Source organism: uncultured Bacteroides sp., assembly GCF_949298305.1.
In the GTDB taxonomy this organism is placed as follows: Bacteria; Bacteroidota; Bacteroidia; order Bacteroidales; family Bacteroidaceae; genus Bacteroides.
Genome location: NZ_CASFWU010000013.1, coordinates 25,133 through 42,546, shown reverse-complemented (window position 1 = coordinate 42,546; position 17,414 = coordinate 25,133). Strand labels below are relative to the sequence as shown.

The window sequence follows — 17,414 nt, the reverse complement described above, 5'->3', positions numbered from 1 at the left end:
GGAAGCACAATGGCTTCCGGACCGGGAGATACCTGCCGAACCGGCCTTCATGGCCGACCAATCTTTAAACCTTAATAAACTGTATTATTTCCTGATTCTGAACACCGGCGCAATCTCGTTCAGCCGTTTGGCGGGGAGCTCGATTTCCAGGCCGGCGGAGGTGCGGGTGAACTTCACTTTGCCGTAGCCCAGCAGTTCGACTTTCTTTATCTCGTCGGGGTAGAGTTCGTTGCCGGTAGAGAGGGATTTCACAGTGACTTTACCATTCTCGGGCCATGCCAGAACGGTGACATATAGGTATTTTTTGGTTTGTGTAAAACGGATCTCCTGCGCTGTGGCCTGTCCGTAAGATCCTTCGTTGAAGCCCTGGGCATTGATTTTGATGTCGGCACTGGCAATGGGGCCTTCGCCGAATACTTTCCAGGGACGGGTGTCGTAAATGGCTTCCTTGTTGATATTCATCCAGTCGCCAAACTCATTGAGGATGGCTTCTTCTTTCTCATCGAACGTACCGTCGGCGCGCAGGGGGACACTCAGCAGCAGATTGCCGTTCTTACTGACTACGTCCATCAGCAGTTTCACTACGTTGGCAGCAGACTTGTAGCCGTTGTTCTCGTAGATAGAGGTATTGTAGTGCCAGCCGCCGATGCAGGTACAGGTCTGCCACGGCTCGGCGACGATTTCATTGGGCGCGCCGCGTTCCACGTCCCATACCAGGGCTTTGCGCTGGTTCTCGTCGAGTATCTTGCCGAACATGACGGCTTCCAGCTTGCCCTTGTGGGTGGCCATGCTGTGGTTGTAGAAGTGGGCGGCTATCTTCAGTCCGGCGTCGCTGATGGGATAGAACGGGGCTACCGTCACATCGAAGTACAGCAAGTCGGGATTGTAGCGGTTGATGACGTCGAGCGTACGGTTGTAGAAGTTGGTGACGTACTTCTGCGTGGGGATGCAGACTCCGTTGCCCCAGGCCCACTGTCTGTGAATCATGCCGTTGTCCCAACTGTTCTCGCTCATGGGGTGGTTCTGGGCGTAGAGGTCCTGCGGGTCGTAACCTTCCCACCACTTGCCCTTGCCGTCTTCCTTGGTCAGCTTGCCGTCGTAGGGGATGCCTTTCTTGGGGCCTTTCGTGTCGTGGCGCTGCGAAGGTTCGTACCAGCTCCAGGCATGGTCGGCGTGCAGGCTGACGCCGAAATAGAGGCCGTGCTTGCGGGCTGCCTTGGCCCAACCTTCAAGAATATCCTTTTTCGGGCCCATGTTCACCGAGTTCCACGGCTGGTACTGGCTGTTCCACAGGTCGAAGTTGTCGTGATGGTTGCCCAGGGCGAAAAAGTACTGGGCACCTATCTTCTTATAGAACCCTACGAGCTTGTCGGGGTCCCACTTTTCGGCCTTGAACAGAGGGATGATGTCCTTGAAGCCCACCTCGGACGGATGTCCGTAGTTCTTCACGTGGTGGTTATACTCATTGGTCCCTTCCATGTAGAGGCTGCGTGCCATCCAGTCGCCGGAGCCTTCGACACATTGCGGCCCCCAGTGCGCCCAGATGCCGAACTTCACGTTGCGGAACCATTCGGGCACCTCGTAGTTTTCCAGCGACTGCCACGTGGGCTCGAACTTTCCCGTTGCCATCGGCTCGTCCGCCTCCGACACGGGTACTTGATAGGTCTGCGCCGAAGCGATGCTGGCAGAAAACAACAATGACAATAACAGAATTTTGTTCTTCATAAGTAACAATCCTTTAGGGTTAATATACAAGCGTTATTTCTTTCTGGTACAAAGATAGGAATAAGATTATAAATCAGATAGGACTATCCCGGTCTCCTATCGTACAAAATCGACTATTGAACTGATAATCTATCGCATAAATGCGACAATATCGACAACTAATAGTAACATATCGGCAAATTTGCGCTATCAAGCTTAAAACGGCCTCATTTCCGCCTCCTCAAACTCCCTCGACCTGGGTCCAACGCCTTCCTAAAACAATCGGGCACGGAATTGCATGATACAACACAATAATAAGGTATATAACCACAAGCATCATGCAACCCGTGCCCCAAGCGACACTTTGCCGAGATTCATCATCTCAAATCATTTGTCTTCCGTTCTCTGTCCGGCCGTCATTTTTTCTTTATTCTTAATATGTTGACCGAATTGGGTTTGAATTCATACTGGAACGAAGAAGCGAAACCGTCGTATTCCGTTTCTTGAGGAACAATCTTCAGCGGCTCCTCAAAAGAATTCTCGTCGAGTTTGGAAGCGGCACTCAACGTGATTACACGTCCCACAGGACTGACATCGCCTCCGTTCAGATTGATTTGGGCAAGGCTGGGACGGTCGGAAGCGTTGACCACTTTCAAAACCACTTCATTGGCAGCCTCGTCATAGCCGGCTACATAGAACTTACGCTTCAGCGGACCATTCTGATGAGACAGTATCAGTTTGTCGTCCAGATAATAGTCGGCCCCGTTGTCGGCGATGCGAACACGCACCTTATGCCAGTTTCCTTCATCCAAACAATCGTTTATCTGCTCCGAGAAGACGGACGACCCGCCGTTTTGAAGTTTTTCGATGGCGGTTGCCGTGTTTCCCCATCCGCCGGCATTGAGCATGTATCCGCTCTTCAGGTCGGCATTTTCCAAACCCAGATAGAACAGGAAACCTTCTTGTCCGCCCAGCTTCTTCACCTCAAACTCAACGGTACTTCCCGGCCCGGCTTTGCCCGCCTTCCAAATCAGGGCCGTACGGTTTTCATTTCTGCTCTGCGTATAGGCACCGTCTTCCAGTGTCCACTCGCCTCGCAACGCCTCCCATTGCAGCGAGTCTGCCAGGTCGGCTTCCATCGCTTTTCCGGCAGCGTCGGTCACCTTCAGGTTGCGGAACTGGATTTGCGTGCTCCAGGTTCCCACGCCGACATATCCGTCCTTATCCACAAAAGGCTCGATGGCCTCCGGCGTTACGCTGCCCTCCAGTTTCAGGTTATAGGTAGGCTTGTTCTCGGCAAACATCTTCTGGACATAATAAGAGGTACGGCCCACCACCTGATGGTTGGACATCCATATCAGGTTCGTCGGCCAGCCACGGTCGTTCCTGTTCTCAAGCAACGGCGCATAAGACGCCATCTTCACCAAGTCGCAGTTGCGCTCCATGCCGGTGATGAAGGCGGCTTCACTCAGAGCGGCCAGCATGTTTCCGCCGCCTACACCCTGGTTGCAGGCATATTCTCCCACGTAGACGTCGTACTTGCCCCGTTCGTGCTTGTCGAAGATGCTGTCATTCTTGAAGAAATATTCGGGTTCCACATACCAGTGCGGGTCTATCATATCCGGCTGACAGGTTGTGCCGACGCCTCCCAGCCCGTGGTTGGAGATAAGGGTCAACTGGGGATATTTGGCTTTGATGGCCCCGTAGAACATGTCGAAACGACGGTCGTAGACGGGTCCCGAGTTTTCATTGCCTATCTCCACATAAGCCAACGGATAGGGGGCGGGGTGTCCCTCACTGGCGCGTACGGCTCCCCAGCGGGTGTCCGTATCGCCGATGGCATATTCGATGGCATCGAGCGCATCTTGCAGATAGGCCTCGGCTTCCTTGTCCGTGCAGGCCTCGCCGCTGCGTGCCTGGCAGGAGATGCCCACGTTGCACACGTACATGCCCTTGGCTCCTATGTCTTCGCAGAATTGCAGGAACTCCTTGTAGCCGAAGCCGTAGGTGTTGCGGTAGCCCCAAGTGTCATACTGCCCCGGACGGGCGGCAGGGTCGCTCAACGTTTTCTTCCACTCCACGCGGTTCACCAACGTAATGCCTTCCACGATGCAGCCTCCCGGCCAGCGGATGAACGCCGGATGCAACCCTTCCAGCATACGGGCCACGTCGACCCTCATTCCGTTCTCGCGGTTCTTGTAGGTCTCAGCCGGGAAGAGGGAGACATAGTCAAAATAATAGGTTCCCTCCGCCGGCAGGTCGATGGCAAGGCGGCCGGCGGTAGTCGTGTCGGCAGCCGTCAGAGCTGCCTTATACTCGTGCCACCGGTTGTCGGCCCGAAGGTCGAAACTGCTCTTCCCCAACTCGCGGCCATCGGAGGCCAACAGGCGCACGGCCAGCTGCCCTTCTGCCTTCGGGCTGCGGACGTACATGCGCAGGTTGTAGGAAGCGTCTTTCTGCAACGCTACGCCCCAATAGCCCTTGTTGACCAACGAGACACCTCCGTCCAGCCGCTTTACATCCACCTGCAACGAAGTGGGAGCCGTTGCGAAATTGGGCTGGTCGGTCACCAGCCGCATGTCGGCCTCAGCCTGTCCCTGTCTGGAGAGCTCCCAGCCCGGACAAGGGTCGGTGCCCCAACGATAACGGCCCGGTGTAGGCCGGCCGGCCATGTGGTTCATCACGGAAGGAGCCACCAGTTCCCCGTTCTCCACCCGGTAGCCTTCGGGCAGTACCCGCTCCTCGAAGCTGCGGTTCATCAGCATCTCCGCATAGAGCCCGCCGTCGCCGGCGTGGTTGATTTCCTCAAAAAAGATTCCATACATGGTGGACGGAAAGTCCGCCTCATGCGAAGCCAGGTCTACATTCAGAGTCATGTCCGGCTCAGGCGACTGGCAGGCGCCCAGCCCCGACAGGAGCGCGGCGCACAAATAGACAGATACTTTTTTCATGGCAGAAACTAAATGATGTGTTTTTAAGTCAAAGGTCAAACATGTACATTTCCTCTTTCCGGCCGTCGGGCCGGAAGGAACATCAACAGATTCTCTCTCTTGCAAATTCCACCCCAAAAATAGCAATAAAAGCGCAAATTGCGTAGGATTATTCCGACCAATCACTGCATAAAATCGGCATCAGCATGACTAAAACCATCCAAACACACGACATTATCGGCAATCGATGGAAATATATCGACATTCGCTTTGACAATAAAGCAAGAAAGCCTATCTTTACCCTATCCTTAAACCAACAACCGAAGCCATGAGCATATCCATCGACCAACTGCACCCGCTGGTTCTGAACGTTGGCCTGGCCATACACAACGCAGACTGGAACTGGAAGAACGTGAACAGCCCCTTCATGCGCCTTTACTATGTGACCGAAGGCTACGCACAAATAGAACTTCCCACAGGCATCTTCCAACTGAAGCCCAACCACATGTACTTCATCCCGGCTTTCACCAGCCACAGCTACATCTGCAACGCATACTTCTGCCACTATTACCTGCACATCTACGAAGAGCACCAACAGGGAAGCAGCATTCTGGACGAATGGGACTTTCCCATAGAAATCCCCGCAGGCGAACTGGACCTGGCCCTCATCAAGCGCCTCTGCACCATCAACCCGCACATGCGCCTGCCCAAGTCGGACCCTACGTCGTATGACAACGACCCCACACTGATGCAGAATGTACTGAAGAACAAACAGCGCGCCTTCTGCGACAAGGTGGAGTCGCGCGGCATCGTCTACCAACTGCTGTCCCACTTCATGAAGCGGGCGCAGGAAAAAGTCCGGAACAAGGACGAACGGATAGAAAAAGCACTCGGCTACATACACAACCACATCTACGAAAGCATAGAGCTGGACGGGCTGGCCAATGACACCTGCCTGTCCAAGGACCACTTCATCCGCCTCTTCAAGCAGGAGACCGGCATCACCCCCCTGCAATACATCAACCAGAAGAAGATTGAAAAGGCACAGCTGATACTGGTCACCGACGAAATGTCGGTGAAGAACGTGGCCTTCACACTGGGATTCGACGACTACTCTTACTTCAACCGCCTGTTCAAGAAGCTGACGGGCGTCACCCCGCAGGAATACCGCCACTCCTATCACTGATGACATTCTGACACTTTGCATTTCCTACCGCCCGAGAATGGCGTATTTCGACCCGCAGGAAAGGCCGGTACGGAAAAACGAAGAAGCAAGAGCCTATTCCGCTACCCATCAGCAGAATAGCGAAATCCTTACATTTGAAAGAGAAGAAAAAGCGGGCGGAAGAAGGCGGACAAGCGGTGTTTTCCGCTCCCCGAAGGCAAGTTTTCCACAACAACAAGCATTGCGATTGCTCCGCACAAGCATGGGTGCCGAACCGTGCAAGCATTGTGGCAGCACGGGACAAGCAATGTCCGCAGAAAAAACAAGCATTGTCCATGTCACAAAACGTATAATTCCTGCATTCCAAAGCGGTTTTCCTGCATATTTATGAAAGTCATACATCCCGATCTCTCCTATTTTGGAAGCAAGCGGAAACAGCCATGTCAGCCCATCGTGCCAATTCACGTCCGAAAGAAAGCGGAACCAGCCGAAAGGCGACAAAACGTCAGCCGCCTATTGCAAGGTAAACAGCCAGTGGTCTCCGGTGCTGCGCTCCTCGTCCAGACTGAATCCCTCCCAAGTGAACGCACGCAGACCGTCGGGCGAGTCGATACGGTTCTTCAGAATGAAACGCGTCATCTCGCCACGGCACATTTTGGCATAGATGACAACAGTCTTCAGCCCGCCGTCCTTCCACACGCGGAAGTCGGGCGTCACCACCCGCACCTCGGCCTCCACCCGTTTCCAGTCGAAGAGTTCCTTCATTTCGGCACTGGCCAGATTGACCAGCACCCCGCCCTGCCGTTTCACCTCGCCGATGAAGAAGTCCGTCAGCAGCGGTTTCCAGTAGTCGAACAGGGTCTTTCCTCCCCTTTCGGGCAGGCGGACGTCGCCCTCCAGCCGATAAGGGCGGATGCCGTCCAGCGGGCGGAGCAGACCGTAGAGGAAAGAAGTGATGAACAGATGCTGCTGGGCATAAAGAAAGTCATCCGCCGTAAAAGTCTTGGGAGCGATGCGCTTGAACACCGCACCGGTATAGGCACACAGGGCAGGCATCGGACGGTTGTCCTCGGAGCAGAAGTCGTGGTAGCGCAGGCGGTTCTCGGCAGCAATCTTCGCATTGACACGAAGCAGGCTCTCCAGCTCGGAGGCGGAATATTTGGACATGGCCAACGCGTTCTGCAAGGCTTCGGCCTCGAAACGGGGAACGGTTACTTCAGGCACTGAAAGCGTACAGCGCGACGCCATGGTCTTGGCACAGGAGATGAATGTAAGCATAGCGGGTATATCAATTTGTTTCTTAAGTTTCAGATTTAATATTTCTCTGGTAGTTAAGCAGTTAAGAAGTTAAGGAGTTAAGCCAATACATTGTGAGTTGTTTGTTTTTCTATTGGCTTTTAACTCCTAAGCCCGTCCAAGACGGGCGATAACTCCTTTAAGCCCTTTAACTCCTGGAAGTTTCGCACTTGCGAAACTTGAGTCAATTTATAATGCTTGATACTGTAAGTCTCTTCACATTGGTTGTTACGGCCAAGGACAACTCCTTGAAAACGTATCAGGGACAAAGATAATGCAAACCCGCGGAAAGGCAAGCAAAACAGACAGGTTTTGGCATCGTGTGCCAACACCTGCCAACCGCTCTTCCGGACGCATAAAATCTGCATACAGGAAAGATTTTCTTTAGAACTATTCTACATTTCAAGACTTTTTTATACCTTTACAGCTTGTTGAGAAAGAACGACCTTGCCAACAGTAAGCCAGGTCCCGGAACATGCAGCCCGAACTGGCAACGACCCGCCCCCAGAGGGCACCTGAGAAAGAAGAAAGAAAAATAATATATAATAATGACTCACAAATGGAATTATTTGCCCATTACACCCGAACAGACAGAAGCAAGCCAGAAACTGGCCCAAGCGCTGGGGATTAGCCCCATACTTGGCAAACTGCTGGTGGAGCGGGGAATAACGACCGAAGCCGAAGCCCGGAAGTTCTTCCGCCCGCAACTGCCTGACCTATACGACCCTTTCCTGATGAAGGACATGAATGTGGCCGTGGAACGCCTGAACAAGGCAATGGGAAAGAAAGAAAGAATACTGATTTACGGAGACTATGACGTAGACGGCACCACCGCCGTGGCACTGGTCTACAAGTTTATCCAACAGTTCTATTCGAACATAGACTACTACATCCCCGACCGCTACAATGAAGGCTACGGGGTGTCACTCAAGGGAGTGGACTATGCCGCAAGCACAGGAGTGGGGCTGGTCATCGTGCTGGACTGCGGCATCAAAGCCGTAGAGGAGATTGCGTATGCCAAGGAAAAAGGCATCGACTTCATCATCTGCGACCACCACGTACCCGACGACGTGCTGCCGTCCGCCGTGGCCATCCTGAATGCCAAACGGGCCGACAACACCTATCCCTACGAGCACCTGTCGGGTTGCGGCGTGGGCTTCAAGTTCATGCAGGCCTTTGCCCTCAGCAACGGCATTGAGTTCCATCACCTCATCCCCCTGCTGGACCTGGTAGCCGTCAGCATTGCCTCGGACATCGTGCCCATCATGGGCGAGAACCGCATCCTGGCCTACCACGGCCTGAAGCAGCTGAACAGCAATCCCAGCGTGGGCCTGAAAGCCATCATCGACGTGTGCGGACTGACGGAGAAGGAAATCACCATCAGCGACATCGTGTTCAAGATTGGCCCGCGCATCAACGCCTCGGGACGCATCCAGAACGGGAAGGAAGCTGTGGACCTGCTCACGGAGAAAGACTTCTTGCTGGCGCTGGAAAAGGCGGGGCAAATCAACCAGTACAACGAAACGCGCAAAGACCTGGACAAAAGCATGACCGAAGAGGCCAACCGCATTGTGGCAGGACTGGACAGCCTGGCCGACCGCCGCTCCATTGTGCTCTACAACAAAGACTGGCACAAGGGGGTCATCGGCATCGTGGCCTCGCGCCTGACGGAAATCTACTACCGGCCTGCCGTGGTGCTGACACGCACCAACGACATGGCCACCGGCTCGGCACGCTCCGTCTCGGGGTTCGATGTCTACAAGGCCATCGAGTACTGCCGCGACCTGCTGGAGAACTTCGGCGGGCATACCTATGCCGCAGGCCTCTCCATGAAGGTAGAGAACGTGCCCGAATTCTCGCGCCGCTTCGAGGAGTTTGTGTCTCAGAACATCCTGCCCGAACAGATGAGCGCCGTCATAGACATCCATGCGGAAATTGACTTCAAGGACATCACCCCCAAGTTCTTCAGCGACCTGAAGAAGTTCAACCCCTTCGGGCCGGACAATGTCAAGCCGGTGTTCTGCACGCACAACGTCTACGACTACGGCACCAGCAAGGTAGTGGGCCGCGACCAGGAGCACATCAAGCTGGAACTGGTGGACAACAAGTCGAACAACGTGATGAACGGCATTGCCTTCGGACAAAGCTCGCACGTGCGCTTCATCAAGACCAAGCGCTCGTTCGACATTTGCTACACCATCGAGGAGAACACCCACAAGCGGGGCGAGGTGCAGCTGCAGATTGAAGACATCAAACCCAACCGGAACTGAACCGCCTGTCCACACACCTCATGAGCAGCACCGGCACACAACCGTCATCGGCCAGCACCTACCTGCAAATATTGAAGCAGTATTGGGGCTATGACGCCTTCCGCGGCATACAGGAAGAAATCATCGGGAGCATCGGTTCCGGCAAAGACACGCTAGGACTGATGCCCACGGGCGGCGGAAAATCCATCACCTTCCAGGTACCTGCCCTGGCCCGCGACGGACTCTGCCTGGTAATCACCCCGCTGATAGCCCTGATGAAGGACCAGGTACAGAACCTGAAGAAACGGGGCATACGGGCACTGGCCATCCACTCCGGCATGAGCAGGCAGGAAATACTCAACACGCTGGATAACTGCATCTTCGGCAACTACAAGTTTCTCTACATCTCCCCCGAGCGGCTGGGAACGGAAATCTTCCGCATCAAGGTGCAGAAGATGAACGTCAGCATGATTACGGTAGACGAGAGCCACTGCATCTCACAATGGGGCTACGACTTCCGCCCCGCCTACCTGAAGATAGCCGAAATACGCGACCTGCTACCGGATGTCCCCGTACTGGCACTGACGGCTACCGCCACCCCCGAAGTGGTGAAGGACATCCAGCTGCGCCTGCACTTCCGCCGGGAAAACGTGTTCCGCATGAGTTTCGAACGCACCAATCTGGCCTACATCGTCCGACGCACGGAGAACAAGCCGGCCGAACTGCTCCACATCCTGAGACGCCTGGAAGGAAGCGCCATCGTGTACGTGCGCAACCGGCGCCGCACCAAGGAAGTGACCGAACTGCTGAACCAGGAACACATCACCGCCGACTTCTACCACGCCGGACTGGACGACGCGACAAAGGACATCCGCCAGCAACGCTGGCAGACGGGCGAGAGCCGCGTCATTGTGGCCACCAACGCCTTCGGCATGGGCATCGACAAGCCCGACGTTCGTCTGGTCGTCCACCTCGACCTGCCCGATTCCATCGAAGCCTACTTTCAGGAAGCGGGCCGGGCCGGACGCGACGGACAGAAGGCCTACGCCGTCATCCTCTACTCGGAAACAGACAAGACAACCCTGCACAAACGCATTCCGGACACCTTCCCCGAAAAGGACTATATCAAGGAAGTGTACGAACACCTGCAATACTATTACCAGATGGCCATGGGCGACGGGATGGGCTGCATACGCGAATTTAACATCGAGGACTTCTGCCGGAAGTTCAAGCACTTCCCCGTACCGGTAGACAGTGCGCTGAAAATACTGACGCAGGCAGGCTACCTGGAGTACACCGACGAACAGGACAACGCCTCGCGCCTGCTGTTTACCGTCCGCAAAGACGAATTGTACAAGCTGAAGGGACTGGGCGAAGATACAGACAAACTCATACAAATCATTCTCCGTTCCTACACCGGTCTGTTCACAGACTACGCCTTCATCAACGAAGAGTCACTGTCCGTACGCACAGGAATGACCCGCGTACAGGTGTACAACTCGCTGGTACAGCTGGCCAGACTACACATCGTGAGCTACATTCCCCGCAAAAAGACACCTTATATAATATATACGCGCGAAAGGGTTGAAACCAAACACCTCCTCATTCCGCCAAGTGTTTATGAAGAACGGAAGGAACGCTACGTCCGACGCATAGAAGCCATGCTGGACTATGCCACCAATGAATCGGCCTGCCGCAGCCGCAAACTCCTCTACTATTTCGGCGAGAAGAACAATCACGAATGCGGCCTGTGCGACACCTGCCTGGGCAGGCAGGGAAAACCGCTCGAACAGTCTCCTTCCGACGATGAGCTCCGCAACGAAATTCTCAAGCAAGTCAGCGGAGAGCCTATCAGTCCGGGAACACTCGCCGAACGGATTACAACGGCAGACAAGGACGCCATCTGCAAGGTTTTGGGAAAGTTGCTGGACGAAAGGGCCGTCATCGCTACCAACGGAATGCTGCAAGCCGCCCAAAAGTAAACAAGAGAATCAGTCTCCGTGCTCGTCGAGCCTGTTGTTCCACAAATACTTGCGCGTCTCGGAAGCAGCCACGCCGGACAGCAGGAGCAAAGATATCAGATTGGGAATGGCCATCAGTGCATTCATGCCGTCAGCCAGATTCCACACCAGCGAAAGGTTCATCACCGACCCTGCATAAATAGCCACAATCCACAGCACACGGTAAACCTTAATCCAACGCCTGCCGCCCAAATACTCCACCGCCTTCTCGGCATAGTAGCTCCAACCCAATATGGTGGAAAAGGCAAACGTCAAGATACCTACAGTAAGAATAGCGGTACCTACGACAGGAATTTTTCCAAAGGCCGCCTTGGTCAATGCACCGCCCTGCGTGTAGTCTATGTCGGGATGTGCAATGATACTGCTCACCAGCACCAGCCCGGTCAACGCACAGATGACCACTGTATCCCAAAACGTTCCCGTTGAAGAGACCAACGCCTGCCGCACGGGATTGCGCGTCTGCGCGGCAGCAGCCACAATGGGAGCCGAGCCGAGTCCCGACTCATTGGAGAACAAGCCGCGCGCAATGCCATAACGGGCGGCCAGCATCACGGTAGTTCCTGCAAAACCGCCGCCGGCTGCACGGGCCGAAAAGGCCGAATCCACAATCAGCCTCAACGACTCCAGCAGATAGGCCGAATTGAGCCACAAGATGTAAAGGCAGCCCAGCACATAGAACAACGCCATGAACGGAACCAGCCCCATACAGACACGGGCTATTCCCTTGACCCCAAACAGGATGACCAGCGCCACCAGCAGGCTGACAACCACCCCCGTAACGTGAGGCGAAAGGCCGCAGGCCTCGTCCATCAGCAACGAAATGGAATTGGCCTGTACCGTATTTCCTATTCCGAAAGCAGCCACCGCCGTAAAGACACAGAACAAGACGGCCAGCCATCGCATGCCCAGCCCGCGTTCCAGGGCATACATAGGCCCGCCCAGCATCTCTCCGTCGGCCTTCCTTACCCGGTACTTGATGGCCAGCAGCCCCTCGGCATACTTGGTAGAGATACCCAGCACACCGGTCAGCCAGCACCATAGAACCGCACCCGGTCCGCCCAACGCTACGGCGGTTGCCACCCCGATAATGTTGCCCGTACCGATAGTGGCCGCCAACGATGTGGCCAGCGCCCCGAACTGGCTGACGTCCCCCTTGGCACCATGATCGCGGGTGACCGAAAGGCGGATAGCTGTCAGTATTTTGCGTTGGGGAACTCTCAGACGTATCGTCAGAAACAGATGAGTGCCCAGCAACATCACAATCATGGGCCACCCCCACAACCATGTGCTTACCTGGGCCAGGAAATTAGTAACAGATTCCATGATGTCAGTACCTTGTTTGATTGTATTTGCGCACGAAGGTAAATATTTTCTGCAAAAAAGGCAATAAATTTTCTTACTCACACCTATTTACACTATTTTTGTCAGGGAAAACAAATCAATATATAACAGACATGGGATTCTTCAAATCTTTCTTTTCCGGCAAAACGGAAACACCGGAAACGCTGAAACAAAAAAACGACCAGAAAAACTTTGAGATATTCAAGTACGACGGAATGCGTGCCCAGCGCATGGGACGGAACGACTACGCCATCAAGTGCTTCAAAGAAGCCCTGAAGCTTCAGGAGGACTTCGAGACGATGAGCTACCTGGCACAGGTCTACATCCAGACCAACCAACTGGAAGATGCACGCCGTCTGCTGGAGACCATGACCCGGCACGAAGCCAACCACACAGCCACCTACCTCACGCTGGCCAACGTGTGCTACATGCTGGAAGACTATCCCGCCATGGCCGAAGCCGCACAAAAAGCCATCTCCATCGAGGAAGGCAACGCCATGGCACACTACCTGCTGGGCAAGGCCGACAACGGACAGGGAGACGACCTGATGTGCATAGCCCACCTTACCAAAGCCATCGTACTGAAAGACGACTTTACCGAGGCCCGCCTGATGCGTGCCGAAGCGCTGACAAAAATGCACCAATACAAAGAGGCCATGGAAGACATCGAAGCCATCCTGGCACAGAACAACGAGGACGAAAGCGCCCTCCTGCTGCGCGGCAAGATAAAGGAAGCCAACGGAGACACCGCCGGAGCCGAAACCGACTACACCCACGTCACCGGACTGAATCCTTTCAACGAACAGGGTTTCCTCTACCTGGGGCAGCTTTACATCGGCCAAAAGAAGCTGACCGAAGCCATTGCCCTCTTCGACGAAGCCATCGAACTGAACCCCAACTTCGTACAAGCCTATCACGAGCGCGGACGCGCCAAATTGCTGAACGGCGACAAGGAAGGTGCCACCGAAGACATGAAGAAAGAACTCGAACTGAATCCCAAGGAAAGCGAAGCCTTCAACGGCCAGTACAACAACCAGCCCGGCGGACGGCAGACGGACATACTGGGACTATGACTCACGCATGACTCAGAAGCATCACAAGACTCCAGAGTAAACAGGATACTCAAATTCAAGCAATCAAATCAACCCAAACAAACCTGAACATTATGAGTAAAGAAAAAAACAACATTGCAATATTGGGCACAGGATGGATAGCCGTCCAAATGGCAGCGACCCTGCAACAGATGAAAGACGTGAACTGCTACGCCGTTGCTTCGCGCGAACTGCAGCGCGCACAGGCTTTTGCCAAAGAGTGGGGTTTCAAACAGGCCTACGGTTCGTACGAAGAACTGGCAGCCGACCCGGAAGTAGACCTTGTGTACGTGGCAACTCCGCATTCGCACCACTACGAACATTCCCGCCTCTGCATCCTGCAAGGCAAAGCCGTACTCTGCGAAAAGGCCTTCACGGCCAATGCCCGCGAGGCAGAAAGCCTGCTGCAACTGGCCAAAGAGCACAACGTTTATATTGCCGAAGCCATCTGGACACGTTACATGCCTTTCTCCTCTACCATCCGCGAACTGGTACACAGCGGCATCATCGGCACTCCGGACCTGCTGTCGGCCAGCCTGGGTTATCCTTCTACCTTCAAGGAACGCATCATCAAACCCGAACTGTGCGGAGGCGCCCTGCTCGACCTCGGCGTCTACCCCATCAACTTTGCCCGCATGATTTTCGGCACCGACATCGAGGACATCCAGTCGCATTGCGTGAAGAACGAATACGGTGTAGACATCCAGGAAAGCATCTCTTTCCGCTATACCGACGGCAAAATAGCAACCCTGCAAGCCACAGTCAGCTGCGCCAACACCCGCCAGGGAATCATTTCGGGCGACAAAGGATACATCATCGTAGACAACATCAACAACCCGCACCAGGCGGCCGTTTACAACGCCGACCACCAGCTGGTAAAGATATACGACTGCCCTACCCAAATCAGCGGTTACGAGTACGAAGTACAGGCCTGCATCGACGACCTGCAACGGGGAAGTCTCGAACCGGCCGCCATGCCACACGCCGAGACACTGGCCATCATGCGCCTGCTCGACCGGTTGCGGGCCGAATGGGGAGTTGTCTATCCGGCCGACAAGGCCACAACCTTGTAACCCCGGCAAGGAAAACGGACTTTCTTCGCAAAACACGCCTGTCCGGCAGAAGCAAAACAAAAGGAGAGAATATAAAATAGAAACTCTTTCCAAAAAAAACATGGAACATTGTTTGCTTTTAAAAGAAAAGTATTACTTTTGCCGCGTAATCAAGAACAAAAAGAAAACAAAAGCATGAATCTGTTTACTTTCGCATATTACTTCTTCTTTTACTTTTACTTTAGCAACAAAGTAGAGCGGGAGTTTGTATGTGTCAAGTGACAGTGACGCTTAAGAACTGAATCAAGAACTTAAAATTAAAGATATGAATCCCGCTCCCATGTATGGAAGCGGGATTTTTTGTTAAGACAAGGATATGAAAAGAATAGCCATTCAGGGAACACTGGGTTCCTTCCACGACATTGCAGCCCACCGATACTTCGAAGGCGAAGACATCGAACTGATATGCTGCGCTACGTTTGAAGACGTGTTCAAGTCCATCCGCCAGGACAGTCAGGTCATCGGCATGCTGGCCATCGAAAACACCATTGCCGGCAGCCTGCTCTACAACAACGAACTGCTGCGCCAAAGCGGCACGCAAATCATAGGCGAACACAAACTGCGCATCTCGCACAGCTTCGTCTGCCTGCCCGAAGAGGACTGGAACGACATCACCGAGGTCAACTCACACCCCATCGCACTGATGCAGTGCCGCGAGTTCCTGAGCCAGCACCCCAACATCAAGGTTGTAGAAGGCGAAGATACGGCCCTCAGCGCCGAGATTATCCAGAAGGAACACCTGAAAGGACACGCTGCCATCTGCTCGAAAGCCGCAGCCGAACGCTACGGTATGAAAATACTGCAGGAAGGCATCGAAACGAACAAACACAACTTCACCCGCTTCCTCGTCGTGGCCGACCCCTGGCAGGTGGACGAACTGAACCGCCACCGCTCGCACGACGTGAACAAGGCAAGCATGGTATTCACCCTGCCCCACACCGAAGGAAGCCTGTCGCAAGTGCTGTCCATCCTGTCGTTCTACCGCATCAACCTGACGAAGATACAGTCGCTGCCCATCATCGGACGGGAATGGGAGTACCAGTTCTACGTAGACGTGGTATTCGACAACGTATTGAAATACAAACAATCCATCGCGGCCATCACACCGCTTACCAAAGAACTTAAAATACTGGGAGAATATGAAGAAGGAAAATCTACACTGTGATACAGTTACGAGTGACAAGCTACGAGCTACGAGTTACAGGCCGGCGGACCGGTTGTCTTCCGTCAGCGAATACTACTTCTCGCGCAAGCTGAAGGAAGTGGCACAGATGAACGCTCAGGGGATGGACGTCATCAGCCTGGGCATCGGCAGTCCCGACATGCCGCCCTCCGAAAAGACGATAAAGACCCTGTGCGAAGCCGCCCAAGACCCCAACGGCCACGGCTACATGCCCTACGTCGGAATTCCCGAACTGCGTTCGGCCTTTGCCGCATGGTACAAGCGCTGGTACGGCGTAGAGCTCGACCCGAAGACCGAGATACAGCCGCTCATCGGCTCGAAGGAAGGCATCCTGCACGTCACGCTGGCCTTCGTCAACCCCGGCGAACAGGTACTGGTGCCCAACCCCGGCTACCCTACCTACACGTCACTGAGCAAGATTCTGGGTGCCGAGGTGGTGAACTACAACCTGCGCGAAGACAACGGCTGGATGCCCGACTGGGAACAGCTGGAAGCCATGGACACGAGCCGTGTCAAGCTGATGTGGACCAACTACCCCAACATGCCGACCGGCGCACCCGCCACACCCGAACTGTACGAACACCTGGTTGACTTTGCCCGCCGCCGTGGCATCATCATCGTGAACGACAACCCCTACAGCTTCATTCTGAACGACCATCCGCTCAGCATCCTCGCCGTACCCGGCGCCAAGGACTGCTGCATCGAGTTCAACTCCATGAGCAAGAGCCACAACATGCCCGGCTGGCGCATCGGCATGCTGGCCTCGAACCCGCAATTCGTGCAGTGGGTGCTGAAGGTGAAGAGCAACATCGACAGCGGCATGTTCCGCGCCATGCAGCTGGCAGCCGCCACTGCCCTCGACGCCGACGCCGACTGGTACGAAGGCAACAACCGCAATTACCTGAACCGTCGCCGGCTGGCCGGAGAAATCATGCACACCCTGGGCTGCACCTACGACGAACGCCAGGCAGGCATGTTCCTCTGGGGACGCATCCCCGATTCGTGCAAGGACGTGGAGGAACTGACCGAGCGCGTGCTGCACGAGGCCCGTGTCTTCATCACCCCCGGCTTCATCTTCGGTTCCAACGGCGCACGCTACATCCGCATCTCGCTCTGCTGCAAAGACGCGAAGCTGGCGGAGGCGCTGGAGAGAATCAGGAAAATGAAGAACGAAGAATGAAGAACGAAGAATTTTAGACTGCTTCATTCGTAAACCACAGAAACAATTAATAAACATAAGAACCTACAATGATGAATCCGTAAGAACGAGAATGCCACCGCAGATAAATTCTTCATTCTTCATTCATCATGCTTAATTCAAT

12 protein-coding genes are annotated in these 17,414 nt (G+C 54.4%); 8 read left to right on the top strand and 4 right to left on the bottom strand.

The window, feature by feature from the left end; all coding sequences use genetic code 11:
- Positions 1–84 precede the first annotated feature (84 nt).
- Positions 85–1,725, bottom strand: a complete 1,641-nt coding sequence (locus Q1Y74_RS02955; RefSeq protein ID WP_300812233.1) for an alpha-L-fucosidase — start codon at positions 1,723–1,725, stop codon at positions 85–87.
- A gap of 395 nt (positions 1,726–2,120) precedes the next feature.
- Positions 2,121–4,655 (bottom strand): alpha-L-arabinofuranosidase C-terminal domain-containing protein, encoded by a 2,535-nt coding sequence (locus Q1Y74_RS02950; protein ID WP_300812232.1) that lies wholly within the window; start codon positions 4,653–4,655, stop codon positions 2,121–2,123.
- 307 nt (positions 4,656–4,962) lie between these two features.
- Between Q1Y74_RS02950 and Q1Y74_RS02945 the strand changes: the two genes are divergently transcribed.
- Both Q1Y74_RS02945 and Q1Y74_RS02940 read left to right on the top strand, forming a co-directional pair.
- Complete coding sequence (locus Q1Y74_RS02945) at positions 4,963–5,820, top strand: AraC family transcriptional regulator (protein WP_300812231.1); 858 nt, start codon at positions 4,963–4,965, stop codon at positions 5,818–5,820.
- Between the two features lie 37 nt (positions 5,821–5,857).
- Positions 5,858–6,190: a hypothetical protein gene (locus tag Q1Y74_RS02940; RefSeq protein WP_300812230.1), complete on the top strand. Its 333-nt coding sequence runs from the start codon at positions 5,858–5,860 to the stop codon at positions 6,188–6,190.
- Positions 6,191–6,312: 122 nt separating this feature from the next.
- Here Q1Y74_RS02940 and yaaA read toward each other — a convergent pair whose 3' ends face one another.
- A complete protein-coding gene (gene yaaA / locus Q1Y74_RS02935; RefSeq protein ID WP_300812229.1) occupies positions 6,313–7,077 on the bottom strand; it encodes a peroxide stress protein YaaA in 765 nt (254 codons plus the stop codon).
- Between the two features lie 566 nt (positions 7,078–7,643).
- Here yaaA and recJ point away from each other — a divergent pair.
- The gene (recJ, locus tag Q1Y74_RS02930; RefSeq protein ID WP_300812227.1) at positions 7,644–9,365 is read left to right on the top strand and encodes a single-stranded-DNA-specific exonuclease RecJ; all 1,722 of its coding nucleotides are present in this window, start codon (positions 7,644–7,646) and stop codon (positions 9,363–9,365) included.
- A 20-nt stretch (positions 9,366–9,385) separates the two neighbouring features.
- Positions 9,386–11,326, top strand: a complete 1,941-nt coding sequence (locus Q1Y74_RS02925; RefSeq protein WP_300812226.1) for an ATP-dependent DNA helicase RecQ — start codon at positions 9,386–9,388, stop codon at positions 11,324–11,326.
- A gap of 9 nt (positions 11,327–11,335) precedes the next feature.
- On the opposite strand, the gene Q1Y74_RS02920 is transcribed toward Q1Y74_RS02925, so the two are convergent.
- Positions 11,336–12,688, bottom strand: coding sequence for an alanine/glycine:cation symporter family protein (locus Q1Y74_RS02920; protein ID WP_300812225.1), 1,353 nt, complete (start codon positions 12,686–12,688; stop codon positions 11,336–11,338).
- Between the two features lie 131 nt (positions 12,689–12,819).
- Between Q1Y74_RS02920 and Q1Y74_RS02915 the strand changes: the two genes are divergently transcribed.
- The 4 genes from Q1Y74_RS02915 to Q1Y74_RS02900 all read left to right on the top strand — a co-directional run bounded on the left by Q1Y74_RS02915 (position 12,820) and on the right by Q1Y74_RS02900 (position 17,272).
- Positions 12,820–13,779, top strand: coding sequence for a tetratricopeptide repeat protein (locus tag Q1Y74_RS02915; protein ID WP_300812224.1), 960 nt, complete (start codon positions 12,820–12,822; stop codon positions 13,777–13,779).
- 92 nt (positions 13,780–13,871) lie between these two features.
- On the top strand, positions 13,872–14,870 hold the full coding sequence (locus Q1Y74_RS02910; RefSeq protein ID WP_300812223.1) for a Gfo/Idh/MocA family oxidoreductase: 999 nt from the start codon (positions 13,872–13,874) through the stop codon (positions 14,868–14,870).
- Positions 14,871–15,225: 355 nt separating this feature from the next.
- Positions 15,226–16,074, top strand: coding sequence for a prephenate dehydratase (locus tag Q1Y74_RS02905; protein WP_300812222.1), 849 nt, complete (start codon positions 15,226–15,228; stop codon positions 16,072–16,074).
- Complete coding sequence (locus Q1Y74_RS02900; RefSeq protein ID WP_300812221.1) at positions 16,049–17,272, top strand: aminotransferase class I/II-fold pyridoxal phosphate-dependent enzyme; 1,224 nt, start codon at positions 16,049–16,051, stop codon at positions 17,270–17,272. Before Q1Y74_RS02905 ends, Q1Y74_RS02900 begins: the two co-directional genes overlap by 26 nt.
- Positions 17,273–17,414: the final 142 nt, after the last annotated feature.

What these genes read in the sequence shown, in the direction of transcription:
- Q1Y74_RS02940 (WP_300812230.1), top strand. Translation starts at nt 5,858, where the DNA reads ATGGCGTATTTCGACCCGCAGGAAAGGCCGGTACGGAAAAACGAAGAA.
- Q1Y74_RS02950 (WP_300812232.1), bottom strand. Translation starts at nt 4,655, where the DNA reads ATGAAAAAAGTATCTGTCTATTTGTGCGCCGCGCTCCTGTCGGGGCTG.
- Q1Y74_RS02955 (WP_300812233.1), bottom strand. Translation starts at nt 1,725, where the DNA reads ATGAAGAACAAAATTCTGTTATTGTCATTGTTGTTTTCTGCCAGCATC.
- Q1Y74_RS02920 (WP_300812225.1), bottom strand. Translation starts at nt 12,688, where the DNA reads ATGGAATCTGTTACTAATTTCCTGGCCCAGGTAAGCACATGGTTGTGG.
- Q1Y74_RS02945 (WP_300812231.1), top strand. Translation starts at nt 4,963, where the DNA reads ATGAGCATATCCATCGACCAACTGCACCCGCTGGTTCTGAACGTTGGC.
- recJ (WP_300812227.1), top strand. Translation starts at nt 7,644, where the DNA reads ATGACTCACAAATGGAATTATTTGCCCATTACACCCGAACAGACAGAA.
- Q1Y74_RS02905 (WP_300812222.1), top strand. Translation starts at nt 15,226, where the DNA reads ATGAAAAGAATAGCCATTCAGGGAACACTGGGTTCCTTCCACGACATT.
- Q1Y74_RS02910 (WP_300812223.1), top strand. Translation starts at nt 13,872, where the DNA reads ATGAGTAAAGAAAAAAACAACATTGCAATATTGGGCACAGGATGGATA.
- yaaA (WP_300812229.1), bottom strand. Translation starts at nt 7,077, where the DNA reads ATGCTTACATTCATCTCCTGTGCCAAGACCATGGCGTCGCGCTGTACG.
- Q1Y74_RS02900 (WP_300812221.1), top strand. Translation starts at nt 16,049, where the DNA reads ATGAAGAAGGAAAATCTACACTGTGATACAGTTACGAGTGACAAGCTA.
- Q1Y74_RS02925 (WP_300812226.1), top strand. Translation starts at nt 9,386, where the DNA reads ATGAGCAGCACCGGCACACAACCGTCATCGGCCAGCACCTACCTGCAA.
- Q1Y74_RS02915 (WP_300812224.1), top strand. Translation starts at nt 12,820, where the DNA reads ATGGGATTCTTCAAATCTTTCTTTTCCGGCAAAACGGAAACACCGGAA.